General features: G+C 46.2%; 18 protein-coding genes and 1 pseudogene. 4 read left to right on the top strand and 15 right to left on the bottom strand.

Going from position 1 to position 19222, the window contains the following annotated elements; translation table 11 throughout:
• The 9 genes and pseudogenes from H528_RS14850 to H528_RS0110135 form a co-directional block, all read right to left on the bottom strand.
• Window positions 1-143, bottom strand: a pseudogene (locus H528_RS14850) (IS3 family transposase); the annotation flags it as partial.
• A gap of 763 nt (window positions 144-906) precedes the next feature.
• Window positions 907-1302, bottom strand: a complete 396-nt coding sequence (locus H528_RS14175; protein WP_022854209.1) for a hypothetical protein — start codon at window positions 1300-1302, stop codon at window positions 907-909.
• Between the two features lie 24 nt (window positions 1303-1326).
• Window positions 1327-1671, bottom strand: coding sequence for a hypothetical protein (locus H528_RS0110165; RefSeq protein WP_022854208.1), 345 nt, complete (start codon window positions 1669-1671; stop codon window positions 1327-1329).
• Entirely contained in the window at window positions 1668-3233 is a 1566-nt protein-coding gene (locus tag H528_RS0110160; protein WP_022854207.1) for a GSU2204 family CXXCH-containing (seleno)protein, read from the bottom strand. The genes H528_RS0110165 and H528_RS0110160 overlap by 4 nt, the downstream gene beginning before the upstream one ends.
• Window positions 3234-3252: 19 nt before the next feature.
• On the bottom strand, window positions 3253-4242 hold the full coding sequence (locus H528_RS13500; protein ID WP_245540440.1) for a GSU2203 family decaheme c-type cytochrome: 990 nt from the start codon (window positions 4240-4242) through the stop codon (window positions 3253-3255).
• A gap of 146 nt (window positions 4243-4388) precedes the next feature.
• Window positions 4389-6695 carry an ATPase, T2SS/T4P/T4SS family gene (locus H528_RS0110150; protein WP_022854205.1) on the bottom strand — a complete coding sequence of 769 codons (2307 nt, stop codon included), beginning with the start codon at window positions 6693-6695 and terminating at the stop codon, window positions 4389-4391.
• Entirely contained in the window at window positions 6692-7987 is a 1296-nt protein-coding gene (locus H528_RS0110145; RefSeq protein ID WP_022854204.1) for a hypothetical protein, read from the bottom strand. The genes H528_RS0110150 and H528_RS0110145 overlap by 4 nt, the downstream gene beginning before the upstream one ends.
• Complete coding sequence (locus H528_RS0110140; protein ID WP_022854203.1) at window positions 7984-8628, bottom strand: GTP-binding protein; 645 nt, start codon at window positions 8626-8628, stop codon at window positions 7984-7986. The genes H528_RS0110145 and H528_RS0110140 overlap by 4 nt, the downstream gene beginning before the upstream one ends.
• Before the next feature lie 15 nt (window positions 8629-8643).
• Window positions 8644-9045 (bottom strand): roadblock/LC7 domain-containing protein, encoded by a 402-nt coding sequence (locus H528_RS0110135; RefSeq protein ID WP_028845903.1) that lies wholly within the window; start codon window positions 9043-9045, stop codon window positions 8644-8646.
• A 72-nt stretch (window positions 9046-9117) separates the two neighbouring features.
• Between H528_RS0110135 and H528_RS0110130 the strand changes: the two genes are divergently transcribed.
• The 4 genes from H528_RS0110130 (at window position 9118) to H528_RS0110115 (ending at window position 13026) form a co-directional block, all read left to right on the top strand.
• Window positions 9118-9972, top strand: a complete 855-nt coding sequence (locus H528_RS0110130; protein ID WP_022854201.1) for an HDOD domain-containing protein — start codon at window positions 9118-9120, stop codon at window positions 9970-9972.
• A gap of 198 nt (window positions 9973-10170) precedes the next feature.
• Window positions 10171-11460: a dissimilatory-type sulfite reductase subunit alpha gene (gene dsrA / locus H528_RS0110125; RefSeq protein WP_022854200.1), complete on the top strand. Its 1290-nt coding sequence runs from the start codon at window positions 10171-10173 to the stop codon at window positions 11458-11460.
• 176 nt (window positions 11461-11636) lie between these two features.
• Window positions 11637-12761: a dissimilatory-type sulfite reductase subunit beta gene (dsrB, locus tag H528_RS13495; protein WP_051132504.1), complete on the top strand. Its 1125-nt coding sequence runs from the start codon at window positions 11637-11639 to the stop codon at window positions 12759-12761.
• Window positions 12762-12786: 25 nt separating this feature from the next.
• The gene (locus H528_RS0110115; RefSeq protein ID WP_022854198.1) at window positions 12787-13026 is read left to right on the top strand and encodes a dissimilatory sulfite reductase D family protein; all 240 of its coding nucleotides are present in this window, start codon (window positions 12787-12789) and stop codon (window positions 13024-13026) included.
• A gap of 44 nt (window positions 13027-13070) precedes the next feature.
• On the opposite strand, the gene H528_RS0110110 is transcribed toward H528_RS0110115, so the two are convergent.
• The 6 genes from H528_RS0110110 to H528_RS0110085 are packed head-to-tail and all read right to left on the bottom strand — an operon-like array spanning window position 13071 to window position 19201.
• Window positions 13071-14390, bottom strand: a complete 1320-nt coding sequence (locus H528_RS0110110) for a class II fructose-bisphosphate aldolase (RefSeq protein WP_022854197.1) — start codon at window positions 14388-14390, stop codon at window positions 13071-13073.
• Window position 14391: 1 nt separating this feature from the next.
• Window positions 14392-15159, bottom strand: a complete 768-nt coding sequence (locus H528_RS0110105) for a tRNA (adenine-N1)-methyltransferase (RefSeq protein ID WP_022854196.1) — start codon at window positions 15157-15159, stop codon at window positions 14392-14394.
• Window positions 15159-16559 carry an aminopeptidase gene (locus H528_RS0110100; protein WP_022854195.1) on the bottom strand — a complete coding sequence of 467 codons (1401 nt, stop codon included), beginning with the start codon at window positions 16557-16559 and terminating at the stop codon, window positions 15159-15161. Before H528_RS0110100 ends, H528_RS0110105 begins: the two co-directional genes overlap by 1 nt.
• 12 nt (window positions 16560-16571) lie before the next feature.
• Entirely contained in the window at window positions 16572-17417 is an 846-nt protein-coding gene (locus tag H528_RS0110095; RefSeq protein WP_022854194.1) for an SDH family Clp fold serine proteinase, read from the bottom strand.
• Window positions 17418-17426: 9 nt separating this feature from the next.
• A complete protein-coding gene (locus tag H528_RS0110090) occupies window positions 17427-18155 on the bottom strand; it encodes a rhomboid family intramembrane serine protease (protein WP_022854193.1) in 729 nt (242 codons plus the stop codon).
• A complete protein-coding gene (locus tag H528_RS0110085) occupies window positions 18152-19201 on the bottom strand; it encodes a hypothetical protein (protein WP_022854192.1) in 1050 nt (349 codons plus the stop codon). The genes H528_RS0110090 and H528_RS0110085 overlap by 4 nt, the downstream gene beginning before the upstream one ends.
• Window positions 19202-19222 lie beyond the last annotated feature (21 nt).

Below are 19222 nucleotides of genomic sequence, written 5' to 3'. Positions count from 1 at the left end.
TCAATCTGAATAGCCTGCTTGCCTATTATCCTTTCGAGTTTCTCGATCTCAGCCCTGAGGTGTGCTTCTTTTTGAGAAGGAGCCCCATAAGCCAAGGCATTCTTACCACCTTCCAGGAACTTGTCTCGCCAGCGGTAAAACACCGACTGGGATATTTGATGTTCCCTGCAGATATAGCTACGGACTTTTGGCCTTTTAGGCCTTCTAGAACTATGGCTAATTTTTCTTCTGGGGAAAACTGACGCTTTTTCATAGGACACCTCCCTTGGCAAACTATTTTAACTTAACTCTCCCTTTCTGAGGTGTCCGGATTTTTAAGGTAGCAGTATAACAACCTTCAGCGGTCATGCGAGCGAAACGAAGCAATCTCAGGAGATCGCCACGGCGACTACGTCGCCTCGCGATGACGGGTAAAGGGTCATTCTGAGGGAGCGATTTTCTTTTGTCATTCTGAGGGAGCGGAGCGACCGAAGAATCCATTAGTGGATTCTTCGCTTCGCTCAGGATGGCAGAAAGGGGAGTGGATCCCTTCGCCTTCAGCTCAGGGCAGGCTCTTCGCCTACGGCTCAGGATGACAACTCACCACCCGTCATTCTGGGGGAGCGAAGCGACCGAAGAATCCAGAAATCGATTAATGGATCCTTCGCCTAGGGCTCAGGATGACAGGAGGTAAACAGAGAACAGTGAGTAGTGATCAGTAATAAAAGTTCTAGAGGTTGTAGAAGTTCTAGAGGTTTCCTGAGATTGCCACGGACTACGTTGCCTCGCGATGACCACCTTGTCGGATAAAATGTACTCCCAATAATGATTATGCATAAAAAAAACGTGTCAGGTGAGTTGAGCGATGCCAAGCAAAAAAGAAGGGGGCCTTTGCCCCCTTCGTGGGTATATCTTTAGAGGAGGAGGTTAGAAGCGATAGGTGATAAATCCGGTGACACTATAAGCATCACCGTCAAGGTCTCCGTAAACATAGGGCTCGTCGTCTTCGAAATCAGCGTACCAGTAGTTCAGGGTGAAGGAGAGGTTATTTCTTATGTGGTAAGTGGCCGCCATTTCAAGCTCAAGCATCCGATAGTCAAGGTCAGAGAAGTTTTCTACTCCTGTTAGGTTCTCAAAGGAGTACCCATCTAAATCAAAGGGATCTTCACTGGCATAGAACACCATGTCATCCATTTCGGCTTTACCAATGGTGTATGAAATGGTACCAGCCATTTCAAGCTTGGGCATGGGGATGTAGTTGGCGTTTAAGAAAAAAACGTGAGATTCGTTTTCCCAGTTGATTTCTTTGCCGTAGCCTCCCACCTGGGAGGAGAATACGTGGCCAGCTCACCCGTAGTAAAAGGCCGAGCATATCCGCGATTGGGTTTCATCCCAGAAGAAGTTGTAACCAGCGTTCAACCCAAGTTTGCTAAAGGGGGTGTAGGTGACGTTTACGCCAGCGTTAAAGGCTTCGCGTTCGTATTTATAAACCTGTAGCTCGTCATTTTCGCCGTAATAATAGCGGATATTTCCCTGGAACATGGTCTTGGCGTTTAGGGTGTAGTCGGCCTTGGCTACTATTTCGTGGGCCGTGTCTGGCGGGGCTGAGGCGTCGTATTGCCTTGGCGCATAAACCCACTTGCTATACCAGTTGTAAGGGTTCCAGATATCCGCCCAGCCGTCGTCATTCATATCATTATCGAATCTTGGCAAAGTAGTAGGGCAATAGGCGTTAAAATGGGTGTAGGGATCGTCGATGAGCATAAGCTTATAATGGCCTTTAGCTTTAGGTTTTTCACTGGGCGCCAGTTTGCCGCAAGCTTGAACTTGTGCTCGGTGGTCTGGTCGTTAACTGGAGGATGTCCCAGATCGTGGCTGGCGTTGTTGCGTTTGATAATTTCAAGCCCGTAAGAGAAGTAAAGTTTTAAGTCGCGGCGCAAGCGCCAGGCAAGGTCACCTTCAAGGATGTATTCCTCGCTGTCATAAGCTGAATAGCGGGTAATATCACAGGTGCACCCGATGACTTCTCGATAAGTCATACCAGGATATTTTGGATAAGTGTCAGGAAGTCTCATTTCTACCACATCAAGGAAAACATCGTCGGCATCCATGTTCATGTACTTTGCCTTAAGGGTCAGGGTGAGATTGTGGCGCAGTTTGGCGAAGAAACGGGCGTGAAGGGCATTGTAGTCGATTTCTAACTCTTTGCCAAAATTACCCCACAGGGTATTAAGTCCCTCGTCTGTGCTCAGATTTATGATATTTGAATTAACAAAACCTACGAACACGTGTCTTTCAAGATTGAAGTCATACTTGGCTTTGAGAGAATGGAGTCTTTTTCTATTTTCAGGGGTGCGGGCAAAAGGCAGCCAGCCATCAGTGGCGTCAAACTGAAGTTCCGCGTCAAAAAGGAGAGAACCGGCGCCAGGCACAACACTAGTACCATCTCCCGCCACTGGGCGCATGGCTTCATTGTAGATGTTTAAAGGCACGTCACTTGAATTTCTAAAAACCCGGTAGAGGAAAGAGTATTCTAAGGAGAGTTTGCCAAGGCGCGCGCGCACCCGTGGATTCCAGTCGTTGGTGTATTCGCGGATCTCTTTGCTGCGAGTCACTACGTGGCAGGCAGCACATTTGCTCATGGTGCGGGCCTGGTCAAGGCCTTTTCTTTCTTCGTAGCGGTGGTAAAGCTCAAAGCTTATCCCGGCAAGGCCAGGAGGATTTACTTTCAAGTTGTTTTTCCACTGGCTACGGGTGATGCCATACCTGTCAGCGGCGTTGAAGTCTGTGTGATAAACCGTGGCCAGTCCTGCTCCCTTGGGCAGGGAAACCCATTTAGTTGTACTATCTTTGGTAACAGTTTTAAGTTCTTCCATAGAGTGGGCTTCAAGATTGGCCAGGGTGTCGTGGTCAAGACGGTGATAAAAGCGGTAAAAGCTAGAACGAAAAAGTATAGCCCGACCGAGTTCAAGGTTTCCCCAGTATTGTTGTTCGTCCCCTGTCTGGTAAAGGCCTTCAAAGTTGAGCCGCATTTTTTCTCCGTAAAAATCAAGGCTGCCACCGACATGCCAGTTGCTATCCATGTCGACGTTTTTGCGGTATTCCGCGGCTCTGTTAGCGGACTCGTCAGTATCGTTTACCGCTGCTCCCAAGCTGATGCTTGCCTCGTAATTTTTTTCCTCAGCAAGGGAGACATCGGCTAAGGGGAGTACCAGAAAGGTTATTAAAAAGAACCAAATAGATTTTATTTTCATAAGCTCACCTCCTTCGGTTTTATCTGGTTAAGCCCATGCCACGACTTGGCAAAGACTGAGAGGGCAGATCTGAGCCGTGTACCTGCTGGTGGCACTGGGTGCATTTGGTAAGGAACGATTTCTGCCAGCCGTGAGCGCTAGAGACAATTTGGGGTGTTTCGCCAGTATATGGATCTTTGAATAAAACTGGATCTGTGCCGGTGCCAGCAGCATCGTTAATGACGGTATCGTCAGGGAAGACAAAACCAGGCTGAGCGTTGTCCCTGGTGGCGTGGAAGTGGGCTTCGTGGCATTGCAAGCAGATAAAAGGTTCATTCTGTTTAAGCAGGTTGTTGGCTACCGCACCGTGAGGATCATGGCAAATGGTGCAGTCTTCAATCACAGGATCGTGTTCAAAAACAAAGGGGCCCTGATAGCGGGTATGGCAGGTAAGGCAAAGGTCATTTAGGCGTTCTTCGGTGCGAAGCATGCCTGGGATAGGATTCCCTGTACCGTGAGGGTTGTGGCAGTCTCCACAGGTCATGTGGCCTTCTTTTACCGGATGCCTTGAGATGAAAAACATCTTGGCTTGGACGTCCCGGTGACATTTACTGCAGAGATCAAATTCTTTTTGCGCAAGAAGAAGCGGCCTTGGATTGTCGTGAACTTTGTGACAGGCAAGACAATCCACGTCGTGTTCTGCGTGTGCTGAGCCTGCAAAATGCATGGTCTCACCGTCAGCGTGGCAGGTTAGACAAACCGCTGAGGCCTCCTCTCCATGAAAGCCTTCTTCGCCAAAACGGATAATGGCAGCAAGCCCTTTTTCGGTTTCATCTTCACCCATCGCATCCACGTGCACCGAACCCGGGCCATGGCATCCTTCACAACCCACCTGGTAGCCAGGGGCCTCGTAGTTGGCAAGTCGCATGTGTACGTTGTGTTTTGCGTCAAGGGTGCGGTCTTCGTGGCACTCAAGACAGGTTTCTGAGCCAACGTACTCTGCTCCTGGGGCTACTTCTGGTGGCTTGATTGCACCTCGCAGGATACTTTCGCAGAATTGCTGAGACTGGTATTGAAGCTCACCTGTAAGGGATCAGTCCCATTTTCGGTACGAAATGGGAACAGATCAGAACGTCCCTTGAGAAAAGGAGTTTGGCAAAGCTAACACAATTAAGACTATCTTATAGAGACGGCACGGATTTGTTTGAGGTCTGTTTCTCCGGCAAGGACCTTCCAGATACCGTCTTGTTTTAGGGTAAGCATCCCTGCGCGCATAGCGGCCTCACGGATTTCGTGAACAGGTGCGTTTTTGACAATGAGCTCTCGAATTTCGTCGTTGGCCACTAGGAGTTCGTGGATTGCCATGCGGCCTTTGTATCCCGTGTTATTGCAATGTGAGCAGCCTTTGGGGCGGAACATGGTTGCGTCTTTGAACGCTTCTTTAGTCAGAGGGGTAGTGGGGTGTTCGCCATACTCCTGGATTAGCATTTCTATTTCTTCGTGAGAAGGATGGTATGGTTCTTTGCAGCGCGGGCAAAGCCGCTTGGCCAGACGTTGGGCGATAATGCCAAGCAGGGCGTCGGCAAAATTGTAAGGGTCCATGCCCATGCCAAGGAGTCTGGTGACTGTTTCAGGGGCGCTGTTAGTGTGCAAGGTGGTGAAGACCAAGTGCCCGGTGAGAGAGGCCTCGATAACAGTGCGGGCGGTTTCTTCGTCTCTTGTTTCACCGATCATGATTACGTCTGGGTCGGCGCGCAGAAAAGCCCGCAACACCCTCGCAAAATCAAGACCAATCTTCGGCTTAACCTGTACTTGCCTTAAACCGTCTTGGACGATTTCTACCGGGTCTTCAGCGGTCCAGATCTTTTTATTGGGCTTGTTAATGTAGCCCAGGGCTGCATGCAGGGTGGTGGTTTTACCTGAACCCGTTGGCCCGACTACCAAAATGAGGCCGTATGGCATTTGAATCAACTTTTTGAAGGTTTCAAGGTATTCTTCGCGCAGGCCAAGCTTATCAAGGGGTAAGGCCTCTACTGAGGCCAAGATACGCATGACCACGTCTTCGTTGTTTTCTATGGTGGGGATGGTGGCCACACGAACTTCAAAGGAACGGCCATTTTTGAGACGAAACTTGATTTTCCCGTCTTGAGGGAGCCTTTTTTCGGCAATATCAAGGTTGGCCATGATTTTGATGCGTGAAATCAAGGCCCGTTTGTAGGCAAAGGGAATCTTTTTGAAAATATGGCACTCGCCATCTATACGCAGGCGTACCTGGGCACCACGTTTTCCAGGAAGTGCTTCTATGTGAATGTCAGAGGCCCCTTTGCGATAAGCTTCTTCTAGGATGTGGTTGGCAAGTTGTACTACTACGCTATCTGCAAGTTCTTCTTCTGAGACATCTTGGTCTTCTTCTTCCGCTACTACTTCGAGTTCTGAAAAATCTTCAGGGAGATCGAAATCACTTTTGCCGTAAAAATAGTCGATAAATTTGAAGATATCTTCTTTTATAGCGATACGTATCTCGAATTTTTCCGCCTTTAATACCTGGCGGATCATATCAAGGCGCATGCTATCTGAGGGATCATCAATAAGAAGGATTATGCGGTCTCCTTCTTCTGCAATGGGGATACAAACATTTTGTCTGAAAAAGATTTCTTTAATCCCTGCTAGGCAAGAGGGTTTGGGGCCAAGTTCAAGTTCATTAAACTCTGTAAAAGGATAACCGTAATATTCACTTAAGGCCCTTCCTATGTCTGTTTTGGAGATACCGAACTGCTCAGAGAGAACATACTCTATGCTTTGCCCTGTTTCTTTGCTTATTTTTTTAGCTTCTTCGAAGACTTCTTCTTTAAGTATGCCTTCAGCGAAAAGTAACTGGAGCCTTCCGTATTTTTCCTGCAGCTCTTTTAATTTTTTGATTTTTTCGGCAACGTCTAGATAATATGAGTTGTAGTGATAAGTTTTGCTGTAAGCGTCTAAGGCTTCTTTTATTTTTTGCTGTTTTTCATAGGCCTGGCCCAGGAGATAATTAAATGCTGCCCGTTCATCAAGGGTAAGATCAGGGATCTCTAGGGCCATTTTTATGGTGGTAATGGCTTCTTTCGTGCGCCCCAAGGCAAGCATGCATTCCGCTATACCACGGTAAACTTCAGGGCTGTTGTTACCGCTTTCTAGGAGATTTTCAAATATTTCCAAGGCAGCCTCGTAAAAACCACCTTCTTTTAATACTTGAGCTTCCTGGATGGCTTCTTCATCTGAGGTTTCTAATTCAAGGCCCAGGTCTTCTTCTATTTGTTTTTGTTCTTTTAATGTTTTTAGTTCTTCTATACGTTTGAGGACTCTTTGCTTTAGGCCATTTTGGGATTCTTCGTCTTCTAGCTGCGAAAGTAGCATTTCAAAGGCCAAAATGGCCTCGTCATAAAGGCCTTGTTCGGCATAAACTTCTGCTTCTCGGAATATCTGTTCGAAATTTTCTCCACTCATGAGACCCTAAAAACGATATATTCTTTTTTACCTATGAAAATAGAACCTCCACTTCCTTTTGAGACATAGTAAGCTTCTTCAGGGATATTGATTAGAGAGGCGTCTTCGGCAAGTACTACGCCGCCTTTGTCGTTCTTCCATAAAACCAGCAAGAAAAGAGGTTCTTCACCTTTTTTAAGGATAGGTAAAGAGAGGTTTCTTAGAGTTTTTTCATCTTTCAGGCTAAGTTCGCCCTTCATTTTATTTTTTAATTTGACAATGGAGAAAAAGCGCCAGAAACCGAGGAGCAAAACCAAAGGAAACTGCCCGTTCATTTTACTCTGCCATTTTGGGTCAAAGTTTCCAAAGTAGGCCACTTCCTCTGCGGGAATTAGTAAATCTACACCGTTACAGATACAGTGATAAGCTTCTTTGAAAGGTAATTCTTTCTTTGTTTCTTGTGGTTCCTTATTTTGATGAGTTTTTTCTATTTGTTTGGTAGGTTTTTTGACCTTTTGAAGGATTTTGGTTTTTATTTCTTCTAAATTAGGCTGCTCTTCCTTTGGCAACATTGAAACGACTTCTTCGATTTCTTTAAGAGCTTTGGTGCAAATGGTTTTCCAGTGTTTTGTTTTGGGAGAGCGGCTAAAAAGCCAATCAAACATGACAAATCTTTGGTAATCATAAGCTAATTGCTTTATTAGGCGTTTTTTTATCTTTTCTTCTTCGGTTTCAGGGCCTTTTTTGATCTTGTTAAGTGCCTGTCTAAGTTGCCCTAGGTAAGGTTCGGGATCTTTTTTGTGGACTACTACTAAATTCAAGGCCACTATCCCTTGGTGCAGAAAATGAAGCCACTCTGGTCTTGCTTCTTCTGGCCTGTCTTTTAGCCAGGTACCAACTTCATGGAGAAGGTCAAATATGGGGTGTAGCTCCAGGGGAGCTTTTTGTTTTGCTTCTTCAAGGATTGTAAGGAATTCAAAAGACGTTTCAGGGGTAACTTCCCACTCAAGGCTCAAGAGGGCCGCGGCAATTTTTTCTAGATCATCCTGGGTAAGGGCTTCTTCAATAGGCTCTTCTTTCTCGATTTTGCTTAAGGTTTCTTCTAATTGGGGGAAGTCAATGACTTTGTTTTCTTCCGTTGCTGGCTCTAAGTCTAGCTTGAGCTCGGTATCATTAATAGGCTCAAGTTCAAGTTGGGTTTTGGCCTCGTTTTCTTCAACGATTTCTTTTTCAGGTGATTCTACTTTGCCAAAAATTTCATCAATGGCCTTATCTACGGCTAATTCAAAGTCTTTGTCATTGGGAAGGCTCATAAAATGCCTCCTTGGGCTTTTGCAGAATTCTGCGAAAAAATGTATTTGCGCGCCACGTATTTGACCGTCCTTTTGCTGATTTCCCTAAGGGTCTCAAACACGCCAATGCCTTTTACTGCTGCGGCCTCAAAATATGGAACACGCAATTCTTTGTTGAGGTCGTTTTCTAATTCTTCTATGGTGAGGAGCGGGATATTGGCTGATACCAAGTCCCGTTTGTTATACTGAAAAACTAAGGGAACTTCTTCTAGCTCTAGATTGTATTCGCGAAGATTGTTTCTTAAGTCTAGTAAGCTTTCGATGTTTTTTTCACGCCTTTTTCTCAAGGAATCAGCTACAAAGACTATGCCATCAACCCCTTTTAGGACAAGTTTGCGTGTAGCACGATAATGCGCCTGCCCTGGAACGGTATAAAGTTGAATACGAATATCTAATCCGTGGATTTTGCCCAGGTTAATGGGGAGCAAATCAAAAAAAAGGGTGCGGTCCCCTTTGGTTTCGATGGTTAAAAGCTTACCACGATATTTTTCTGAGACTGCATTATAGATATAGAACAGATTGGTGGTCTTGCCGCATCTCCCAGGGCCATAATATACAATTTTGCAGTGTATTTCACGTTTATGCAGATCAATTAAAGCCATAGTTCACCTTGAGGCTTAAAAGTCGTCTTCTGCAAGGAGATTAAGCAGTTCTTGTGAGACTTGGCTCACTCTTAATCTAACCAGGCCTAACGGGGTCTCATCGCCAAATATAGTGACCAAGATAAATTCCTTGCCTATTTTGCTGAAATGGATGTTATCGCGCTTGCCTTTGTGATAAAGGATAGAGAAATCTTCCTCACCCAGGAGCTTGGCAATCTGCGCAGTAGCGCCAAAATTCGCCGCCGCAAGCGCTGCAAGAGATGTCGTGTCCACATTGGTACCGTTACCTGAAGAGACGATTACGTTTCCTGCTTCGTCTATCAGGATTGCTAGTGAGACCCCAATGGTCAAAAGCTGGTTTTCCAGGACCCCTTGCAATTGCCTAATTTTTTCTTCTGTTAAAACCATCGTAGCCATCACTATTTTTTTCGGCGTGGTCCTGGAAAACTTTAAAATTTTAAGCCTTTTATTTTTTGGCCGAATAAATAAATGATGGACGAAAAAAGACTTGCAGACATCTTTAAAAGGCTTGATAAACTTCCAACTCTGCCTCAAACAAGCCAAAGGGTCTTAACTGCTATAGAAAAAGACGCCTCGGCCAAAGAGCTCGAAAAAATTATTCATGAGGACCAGGCTCTTGCTGCTAAAATCTTAAAGATTGCCAATTCTCCCCTTTATGCTACTGCAGGAGGCGAAACTAAGAGTCTTAAAATGGCTATTGTTAGGCTTGGCTTTGGAGAAGTAAGAAACATCGTCTTGGCAAATGCCCTGAATTATGTTCTCAAGCCTGCGGCCACCTTTAAAAAATTTGACCTGGTGCGTCTTTGGATTCATTCTATTGGTGTTGCCCGGGCAGCTTTTCTCCTGGCAGAACAAGAAAATATTCAGGAAGGAGACAGCTTTTACACTATTGGCCTTTTGCACGATATTGGCCGCCTGGTTTTAGCTGTTTTTTTACCGGATTTTTTCTTGAAAATCCTGGCCATCCAAGAGGCTAAAGCAGCGTCTTTTTATGAGGCCGAACAGGAAATAGGTCTTCTTCATACCGAGATCGGTGCTTATGTGGCCAAACACTGGAGATTTTCAGAAGAATTTGTGGCTGCTATCGAAAGTCACCACCGGCCAGTGGAAAATGGCAAAATAAACGAAACCGCAGCCTTTTTATTTAAAGCTGATATTATCGCCAGGGCCTCGGGGTTTGTGCCTGAAGAAGATTTTAGCCGCTTACCTAAATGGCCTAAAGGGCTGCCTTTAGATAAAAAACAGCTATCAAAGGTGGTTTTGGTCCTTAAAAAGGAAAAAGAAAGCCTTCTTGAAGCCTGGCGAGAGATAATAGCTTCATAATCCTCTTTTTTATCTGTTTTTCTAGCCTGTGTTTTTTCTAACTTAACTGAAAAAAATATTGAATAAGTCCGAAATTAGGCTCTTAATCCCCAATAATTCCTGGTTTTCCTTTTGTTTTTTTGCTTGACACAAAATTTAAACCTTACTACGCTCGCGCTAGCAAGGTGTAGAGAAAAACTCTTTTAAGGAGGTTAGTTGATGTCGGAAATTAAAAAACATGACACACCAATGATGGAAGAGTTGAAGAAGGGGCCTTTCCCAAGCTTTGTGGATGACATTGAAAACTTCGGCTTAAACAAAAAGAAACAGGCCTGCTTGGATCTCCTTGGTCAACTTGAACTTTCTTTCAAACACAAGGAGACCCACTGGAAGCACGGCGGTATCGTTGGCGTATTTGGCTATGGCGGTGGCGTTATTGGTCGCTACTCTGACCAGCAGGAAAAGTTCCCTGCCATCTGGGCTTTCCATACCGTTCGTGTTAACCAGCCCGCTTCTAAGTTTTATCACTCTTCTTTGCTCAGGAAGCTTTGTGACCTTTGGGATAACCGTGGAAGCGGTATGGTTAACTTCCATGGCTCCACCGGTGACATCATCCTTCTTGGTACCGTAACCGAGCAGCTTGAACCTGTTTTCTTTGACCTTACCCATCAGCTTAAGATGGACCTTGGTGGTTCTGGTTCAAACCTTCGTACTCCTTCTTGTTGTGTCGGTAAGGCTCGCTGTGAATGGAGCTGCATTGACACCCAGGCCCTTTGTTACGACCTTACCATGACCTATCAGGACGAACTTCACCGTCCTGCGTTCCCTTATAAGTTTAAGTTTAAGATTTCTGGTTGCCCTAACGACTGCGTGGCTTCTATCGCTCGTGCAGATATGTCAATCATTGGAACCTGGATAGACGATATCCGCATTGACCAGGAAGCTGTTAAGGCCTATGTAGGCGGTGAACTTAAACCTAATGCTGGTGCCCACGCTGGTCGTGACTGGGGTAAGTTTGATATCCAGAAGGAAGTAATAGACCTTTGCCCCACCCAGTGCATGTACTGGGATGGTGAAAAACTTCATATCAACAATGCTGAGTGTAACCGCTGCATGCACTGTATAAACGTTATGCCTGAAGCCCTTCGCCCTGGTACTGACACCGGTGCTACCATACTTATGGGTGCTAAGGCTCCGATCCTTGAAGGTGCTCAGCTCTCTACCGTGATGGTTCCTTTCATTCGCCTTGAACCTCCATACGATGAACTCAAAGAAATCATTGAAAACGTCTGGATGTTCTGGATGGAAGAGGGCAAAAACCGTGAACGTCTCGGTGAATTGATACAGCGTGTTGGCCTGGCCAACTTCGTTGAAACTGTCAAGCTCAAGCATGTGCCTCAGATGGTTAAAGAACCTCGTTCCAACCCATACGTCTTCTGGAAAGAAGAAGAAGTCGAGGGTGGCTGGAAGCGTGATATTAAGGAATTCCGTAAGCGTCACCCTGCTTAAAGATAACTTAGAAAATATGGAGCTTTGCTCCTTAAATTAAAAAAGTTTTAGAATAGAAGGAGGTCAATATGTCCGACAAAGTTTATGAAGAGATTCAGCAGATTGAGTTAGATGAGATTTATAGCAAGCCTTATGATCCTGAACTTGGCGAAAAGCTTTATAACCCTCAGAAACCCATGGAGAACCGTATTACTGATATCGGTCCTCCACACTATGCGCAGTTCTTCCCCCCGGTAATCAAAAAGAATTACGGTAAGTGGAAGAGCCATGAAATCCTTGAACCAGGTGTGCTTAAGTACACCAGTGAGACCGGAGATGTCGTTTATGTAGTTCGTGTGGGGACCCCGCGTCTTGCCACCACGGATTATATCCGCGAGGTTTGCGAAATCGCCGATAAGTTCTGCGATGGCTATGTGCGCTGGACAACCCGTAACAACATTGAATTCCACGTTACCGACGAAGAAACCCTGCGCAACCTCATAGAAGACCTTAAGAACCGCAAGCACCCTGGCGGCTCTTATAAGTTCCCCATTGGTGGTACCGGTGCAGGTGTTACCAACATCGTTCATACCCAGGGTTGGGTTCACTGCCACACCCCTGCTATTGATGCCTCTGGTATCGTTAAGTCCGTGATGGACGATTTAATGGATTACTTTGGCAGCATGACTCTTCCTGCGCAGGTTCGCATTGCGCTTGCTTGCTGCCTTAACATGTGTGGTGCGGTTCACTGTTCTGATATTGCTATCCTTGGTATTCACCGTAAGCCGCCACTAGTTGAAGACGATCGTCTTGAATATGTTTGTGAAATTCCGCTGGTTCTTGCTTCGTGTCCTACGGGTGCTATTAAGCCTGCTACGGTTGAGATTGATGGCAAGAAGAAGAAGACCGTGCGCGTAAACGAGTCTCGCTGTATGTTCTGTGGTAACTGCTACACCATGTGTCCGGCTATGCCTATTGCTGACGGCGAAGGCGACGGTGTTGCCATTTTGGTTGGCGGTAAAATTTCTAACCGTGTTTCTGCTCCCAAGTTCTCCAAACTTGTCATTCCTTACATCCCGAATGAACCTCCGCGCTGGCCAACCACGGTTAAATGGGTGCGCAAGATTCTTGAAACCTATGCCAAACATGCCCGCAAGTATGAACGTATTGGTGAATGGGCAGAGCGCATTGGCTGGGAACGCTTCTACGAACTCTGTGAAATTCCGTTCTCTCCTAAGACTATGGACGACTATCGCCTGGCTTACGATACTTATCGTACTTCGTTGCACTTTAAGTTCACCAGCCATGTGGATATTAAGTAGGAATTAAACAAGGAGGTTTATTGTTATGGATATCGAAGAGGTCAAACAAAAGATTCTTGAGTTTATGGAAAAGAAGGCCAAAAGCAAGTCTAAGATTTATCTAAAAGACATGCAGAGGGCCATCCCTGATGCCAAGCCCATGCTTATCAAAAAAGCGGCCAATGAACTCGTGCGGGAAGGTAAACTTGAGTACTTCTCCACTGGTTCTACCGTGATGTACAGCTTACCGGGGCAGGACCTCGAAAAAGGTATGCACCAAGAATAAGACAAAAGAAAAGGGCCGGGCAACCGGCCCTTTTCTTTTTGATTCTAAATCTTAGAAACAAAAACCGGCTTAACAGTTTCCGTTACTATTCTTTTGGTATCAGTCACTTTTAGCTTTTCAAAGAGAAAAGCTGTCTTTTCGGCAAGTGTTTTCATGATTTGTTCTTTTATTTTAGGGTCTAAGTCCCACCAATCTTTTTTAAATGGGCCAAAGCCTTTTTTACGTACTTTGTAAATAAACTGGGCCTCAGACCAGCCTTCTTTCCACTCTTTACGGAAGTTTTCTTTTAAAAAGACGTAAATTTTTTGCCTAAAGGATTCCGGAAGCGCCGGGTGGTCATAGATCAGGTTTTGAAAGCCGGTTGCCAGGTGTATTTCACAGCAACCAACTTCCGGGAAGAGATGAAACATTTCCTCAGGCAGGGTGGAGGCCCCGTGCTGCACGGCCCCTGCCATGCCATATTCACGCCGGGCAATCTCAGAAAGGGTTTTAAGGGTATCAAAGTCAACGGCAACTTTAGCTACACTTCCGTCAGGGAGAACAACACCGCCGTGAGCTGTACCAGTTTGCACGCTTATTTTTGAGATGCCAGGGCCTTTTTCAAGATGTTTCAGGTATTCATTCATAAAGGCCCTGAGTTCTTCAGGGGTGCTGTTATGCCCGCCGATTTCGCCGATTTCCCCTCCAATGTTTACCGTAACTCCCATAGGCTCTCTTTCGCGGATGTAGCTGGTCATCTCAGCAGTCATAAGGGAGTTAAAGTACTGTTGTTCCTCCAAAGTTGGTTTTTCGATGTCAACCAGGGTGGAAGCATCTATGTCTATCTGGTAGAACTCTGCCTCTAAGGCCTCGTTTGTAAGTTTTTTGATATTTTCTTTTTCTTTATCAGGGGCAGCGAAAAAGGCCTTTCTTTTAAACTGGAAATGGTCTCCCTGGATAAAGACAGGTCCGGTGTAACCCTCACGTGCTGCGGCGGCAGTGATAACACTTGCGTATTCAAGGGGGCGCTGAAGCGTATAGCTTATTTCAGAGCGAGCAATTTCAAAAATCAAAGCACTTACGTTTTTCTCAAGGGCTACGCGAAAAACTGTGCGGGCAAAATCATAAGTTAGCCCGCGGATATTGATAGCAGGTACGGTAAAACCAGGAAATTCTTTTGCCATTTCCTGGTAAAGCCCGAAAATTGAGGCGGGAATGGCCCCTAAAGACTTGGCCAGTTCTTTTACAAAGATAAGGCGCTTTTCTTTTAATTCTTTTTCTTCGGTGAAGACCGCTTCATAGACAAGATCGTCTAAGGCTTTCCTTGCTTTTGAGGGGTCAATAATTTTTATGCCTTCCTTGGATACTTCAAAGCCTTGGTTCATTTTAGTCCTCCTTGATTTTTCGGGTAAAAAGCAAATAGGCGGTGTGTGCCACCATGCGGTCTTCAGGGCGAAATCTTTCAGGGTTTGTTTTATAAAAACGAAGCATGATTTCTAGGACTTCGGTGCCCACAAAGGGAAGTTTTTCCAAAGCCCTAAGGGTCTCACTTACCTGATTGGCGGTGGGGAGTAAAACACCGAGGGGAGCCCCGCCTTTTAGGGCACGCCACGCACCTTCCAGTAATTCCCACGGGGTTTTGAGGTCAAGAAACACCGCGTCAACTTCTTCTTTTTCTTCAAAAACTCCCTGGGCCTCGCCCTTAAAAACAACCCTTTCTAACAGGCCAAATCGTTTTAAGTTTTCCCTTGCTACCTCCTGGAAACGGGCTTCTTTTTCATAAGAGATGACTTTGCCTTCTTCCCCAACAGCGTGGCTAAAGGCGATGAGAAGACTCCCAGAGCCGGTGCCGCATTCAAGGACAATCTTTCCAGGGCAAACATCAAGTCTTAAGAGGATATAGCCGATGTCTTTGGGATAGATGATCTGGGTGACCCTTTTAAGCTTCATCAGGTAGTCATAGACCGTAGGGCGCAGGGCATAGGCTTTGTGGCCTTTGGTGCCAATTATCGTGGTTCCAAAGGGTTTCCCAACAAGTTCCTTTAAAGGAAAATTGTCTTTGTGGGTTTGAAAGGGCCGCTCGTTTGCTTCTATCAAATAGGTGCGGCCCTCTTCGGTGCAAAGAAGTATTAAGTCTCCCTTTTTAATGGTCATTATCCTGCCTCGTAAAAGGCTTTGTAAGCGCGGTAAGTCATATAAAGATCGCCTTTGTGAGCAATTTCAAAAGGAGAATGCATGGAAAGAAGCGGCGGCCCGCAATCGATAATTTCCATGCCGTGGAAGGCTAGATACTTGGCTACCGTGCCTCCGCCGCCTTCGTCCACCTTCCCAAAAGAGGCTGCCTGCCAGATCACACGGGCTTCGTTTAACACCCGTCTTAGCCAGCCCACGTATTCAGCATGGGCGTCATTGGCAGCGTATTTGCCCCCATGGCCGGTGTATTTGGTGACCACCACCCCATGGCCGATCTTGGCGTCGTTTAGTTTTTCATGGACTTCCTGATAAAACGGGTCAATGCCTGCGGTCACGTCTGCGGAGATGGCTTTGGTTTTAAAAAGTAGTTCCAGCAGAAGGTCCCCGGAAGGAGAAAGCCCTGCGCGCTTTAGGAGGTCATAATAGATTTTTTCAAGGAGCCTGCTTTTGGCCCCGGTGTTTCCGTCTGAGCCTATTTCTTCTTTGTCAAGGAAAAGGGCGATGGAGGTATAGGCCGGGGCTTCAAGGTTCAAAATAGCAGCAAGAGAAGTGAAGGCGCAGATGCGGTCATCCTGGCCGTAGCCTCCGATAAAGGCCCGGTCAAGCCCTACATCACGGGCAGGGCCTGCTGGAACAACTTCAAGCTCAGCACTGATAAAGTCTTCTTCTACCAGCCCGTAGCGGTCGTTTAAAAGCTTTAAGATGCCAAGCTTGACTCTTTCTTTTTCTTCACTATCTGCCAAAGGGATTCCGCCTACCAGCACGTTAAGTTTTTCTCCTGGGATGGCTTCAGAGAGCTTTTTCTCCCCCTGAACTTTGCGGGCAAGGTGAGGCAAAAGGTCACAGATGGTGAGCACCGGGTCTTTTTCGTCTTCGCCAATCTTTATGTGCACGACCTCGCCGTCATTTTTGATCACCACACCGTGAAGGGCAAGGGGCATGGCGACCCAGTGATATTTTTTGATACCACCGTAATAGTGGGTTTTGAGATAAGCCATGTCGTATTCTTCAAGAAGGGGGTGAAGCTTAAGGTCAAGGCGTGGAGAGTCAATGTGACTGGCAATAAGCCTTATGCCGTCTGTTAGGGGGTTACGCCCGGCTACTACTGCAGCCACGACTTTGTTGCGCAAAACGTAATACCAGCGGGTGGTGCTTTGGGGGTGAAAGCCTCTTTTTTCAAGTAGATGACATATCTCTTCGGCACATTCCCTTTCGGTTTTGCCTTTGGTCAAGAAGTCTTTGTAGTCAGTTGCCAAAAGTTCCAGGGCATTTTTTTCGTCTTGGTCTATTTTATCCCACACATGGGCAGACTTATAAGCTAATTTTTCTTTGAGTTCTTTTAGTTCGTTTTTCTCTTCCATTTTTACCTCCTTTTAATGGTTATTCCCTCTCGGGGGAATACGCCTTGGGGCTGGAGCAAATTCTACTGATGGCTGCTGGCGCATGGGCTGGGGGAAAAGATTCATGAGTTCGTAGATTTCTTCAGGCATGTTTTTGCTTACCGGAAGCCCCAGGGCCTTGGCTTCGTCAAAAGTGATGGGATAATCGTGGGTCCAGCGGCCCTGTGAGAGAAGCTTTGCCAGCTCTTTTACCTTTTCTTTGGGGAAGCGGCCGTTTAAGAGTTCTTCCAGGTTGTATTCCATCTGGTTAAGGGCTTTTTCTGCTACGTCTGCAAGAATCAAAGTTTCGTCGTCGATTTTGTCAATGGGCTTTGTCTGGCGAACTTTTACCAATGAGGCCGCAGGGAATTGTCCTATTTGGGGATCAACCGGGCCAAGGACCGCATGTTCATCCATAACGATTTCGTCCGCTGCAAGGGCGATAAGGGTTCCGCCGCTCATGGCGTAATGGGGCACAAAGGCCGTTGTTTTGGCTTTGTGACGTTTAAGGGCCTTGGCAATTTGTAAAGAGGCAAGCACCACCCCTCCAGGGGTATGGAGGATAATGTCAATGGGAACGTCTGGGTCTGTCATGTGAATGGCGCGGATTACCTGTTCAGAGTCGTTTATGTCTATGAAACGCATGATGGGAAATCCGAGAAGGCTCATGGTTTCCTGACGATGCACCAGAAGGATGACTCGGGAGTTTCTTTTCTGTTCAAGCTTGCGAATCATGCGCTGGCGGGCGGCTTCAAGAAACTTTTGCCTTAGCATGGGTTGAAACATCATGATGATGAATATGAGCCAGAAGATGTCGAATCCTGAGACTCCACCCGTCATAACAAACTCCTAGCGGTTAAATTTTTCTCCCAGGGAGTAAGAAACACCCCAGGGGCGAACTTCGTCTCGGTAGCATTTACGCCCAAGACAGAAAATCCGATGGAGAAAAAGCCCTACTAAGAAACCTCCTATGTGAGCCCACCAGGCAACACCACCAACAGCCTTTCCGTGGATGATGGAAAGGGTGCCAGAGAAGACCTGCAGTAAATACCACCAGCCAATATAGAGGATGGCCGGGATTTCGAAAAAGAAGGGAAAAAAGAAAATAGGTATCATGACAATGACCCGGGCCAGTGGGAAAAGCCCGTAATAGGCCCCAAGCACCCCGGAAATAGCACCAGAGGCCCCAATCAATGGAAGGGTTGATTTGGGATGGAGCCATATGTGAACTAAAGTAGCAGCTACGCCGCAGAGAAGATAAAACGCAAGAAAGCGTTTGTGCCCCATGCGGTCTTCTACGTTGTCGCCAAATATCCAAAGAGTCCACATGTTCCCGATGAGGTGGATCCAGCCCCCGTGTAGAAACATAGCGGTAAAAAGAGAAACAATGTTCGCCAAGAAAAAGCCATTTCCTTCGGTAAATCTTGCCGGGACAACACCAAGATACATCACTAAGGCTTCCCTTGTCTCTGGAGGAAGGCTTAGCATAAAGATGAAAATGGCAGAGTTTACCAAGATTAAACTAACCGTTACCACGGGAAATGTTTTACGGGGTACAATGTCCTGTATGGGTATCATCCTAGAGCTCCAATAGCTTCTCCTCTTACATTTTTGCGGAAGGATTCGCTTTTGGCCACCAGATCTTCAAAATCTTCTCGGAAAACTATGCCAAAGGAAAATTCCTGGGGACTCAGTTCAGGGGGCAGTTTTTCACAGGTCTTGAAAACTTTTTTCTCAGCGGCAAGGAAAAGCCCATCTCTTCCTGCCTCTGCAAAGAGGCGTGCCAGGCAGGCATGGGCAGAAGCGTTTTCAGAAAGGGCGTAAAACTCTGCAGCCTTTAGTGCGTAACGGTTGCCATTAAAAGAAATGCTTCCCCCTTTGGCTTCTTTCACCAGTTGAAAGGCCTCAACATCGGTAATGCTATCCCCTATGTAAAGTACTTCTTCGGCAAAAAGACCTGTTTTTTCAAGGCTTTCTCGGACTGCGCGAGCCTTTTCTGGCCCTCCAATGGGGTTTACCTCACGCAGGAAAACTCCGGCCTTTAGCTCAGGAAGAATTTTCCAAAAGATTTCTTCCAGGCGCAAAATAGCCTTTTGGCTTTCTTCAGATAGATCTGAAAATTCTTTAGCGTGATGCGGTATTTCGAGCGAGGGAAGAATTGCTATTTGCTGAGCAAGCTTTTCAAGAAAGCTGATTTCTTGAGTGCTAAGGGAGATTTTTTCCATATCAACTTCGGTGCAAAAGACGTTTTCCCGCGGAAATCCTGATATCTCACACAAAGCTTCGAGATAAGGACAATAACTCGTGCTGATTATAAAAGTGGGCCAGTTTTTACTGGCATAGCGCAGAAACTCGATAGCTTTCGGAAGAACTTTGAGGGTTTTTTTGGAAAATTCGCGCATGATGTCATTGGTAACCCCGTAGGCCTTTAAAAAAGGAAGTACCAGTTTGAGGGTGTCTCCGGCTTTATAACCAGGTCTTTTTTCGATATCTGCCAAATAATCGTCGTATTTAGAAATAATAGCGAAAAACTTGTCTCCATGTGGGATGAATTTTTGGCAAAGCTCAAAGGCGTTGTCGTTAAGAGTAAGAGGCCCTTCACAATCAAGGTTTACCTGTGGCATTTTTACCCCCTTTTTACTCTT

Source organism: Thermodesulfatator atlanticus DSM 21156 (assembly GCF_000421585.1).
In the GTDB taxonomy this organism is placed as follows: domain Bacteria; phylum Desulfobacterota; class Thermodesulfobacteria; order Thermodesulfobacteriales; family Thermodesulfatatoraceae; genus Thermodesulfatator; species Thermodesulfatator atlanticus.
This window is presented reverse-complemented; position numbering and strand designations above follow the sequence as displayed.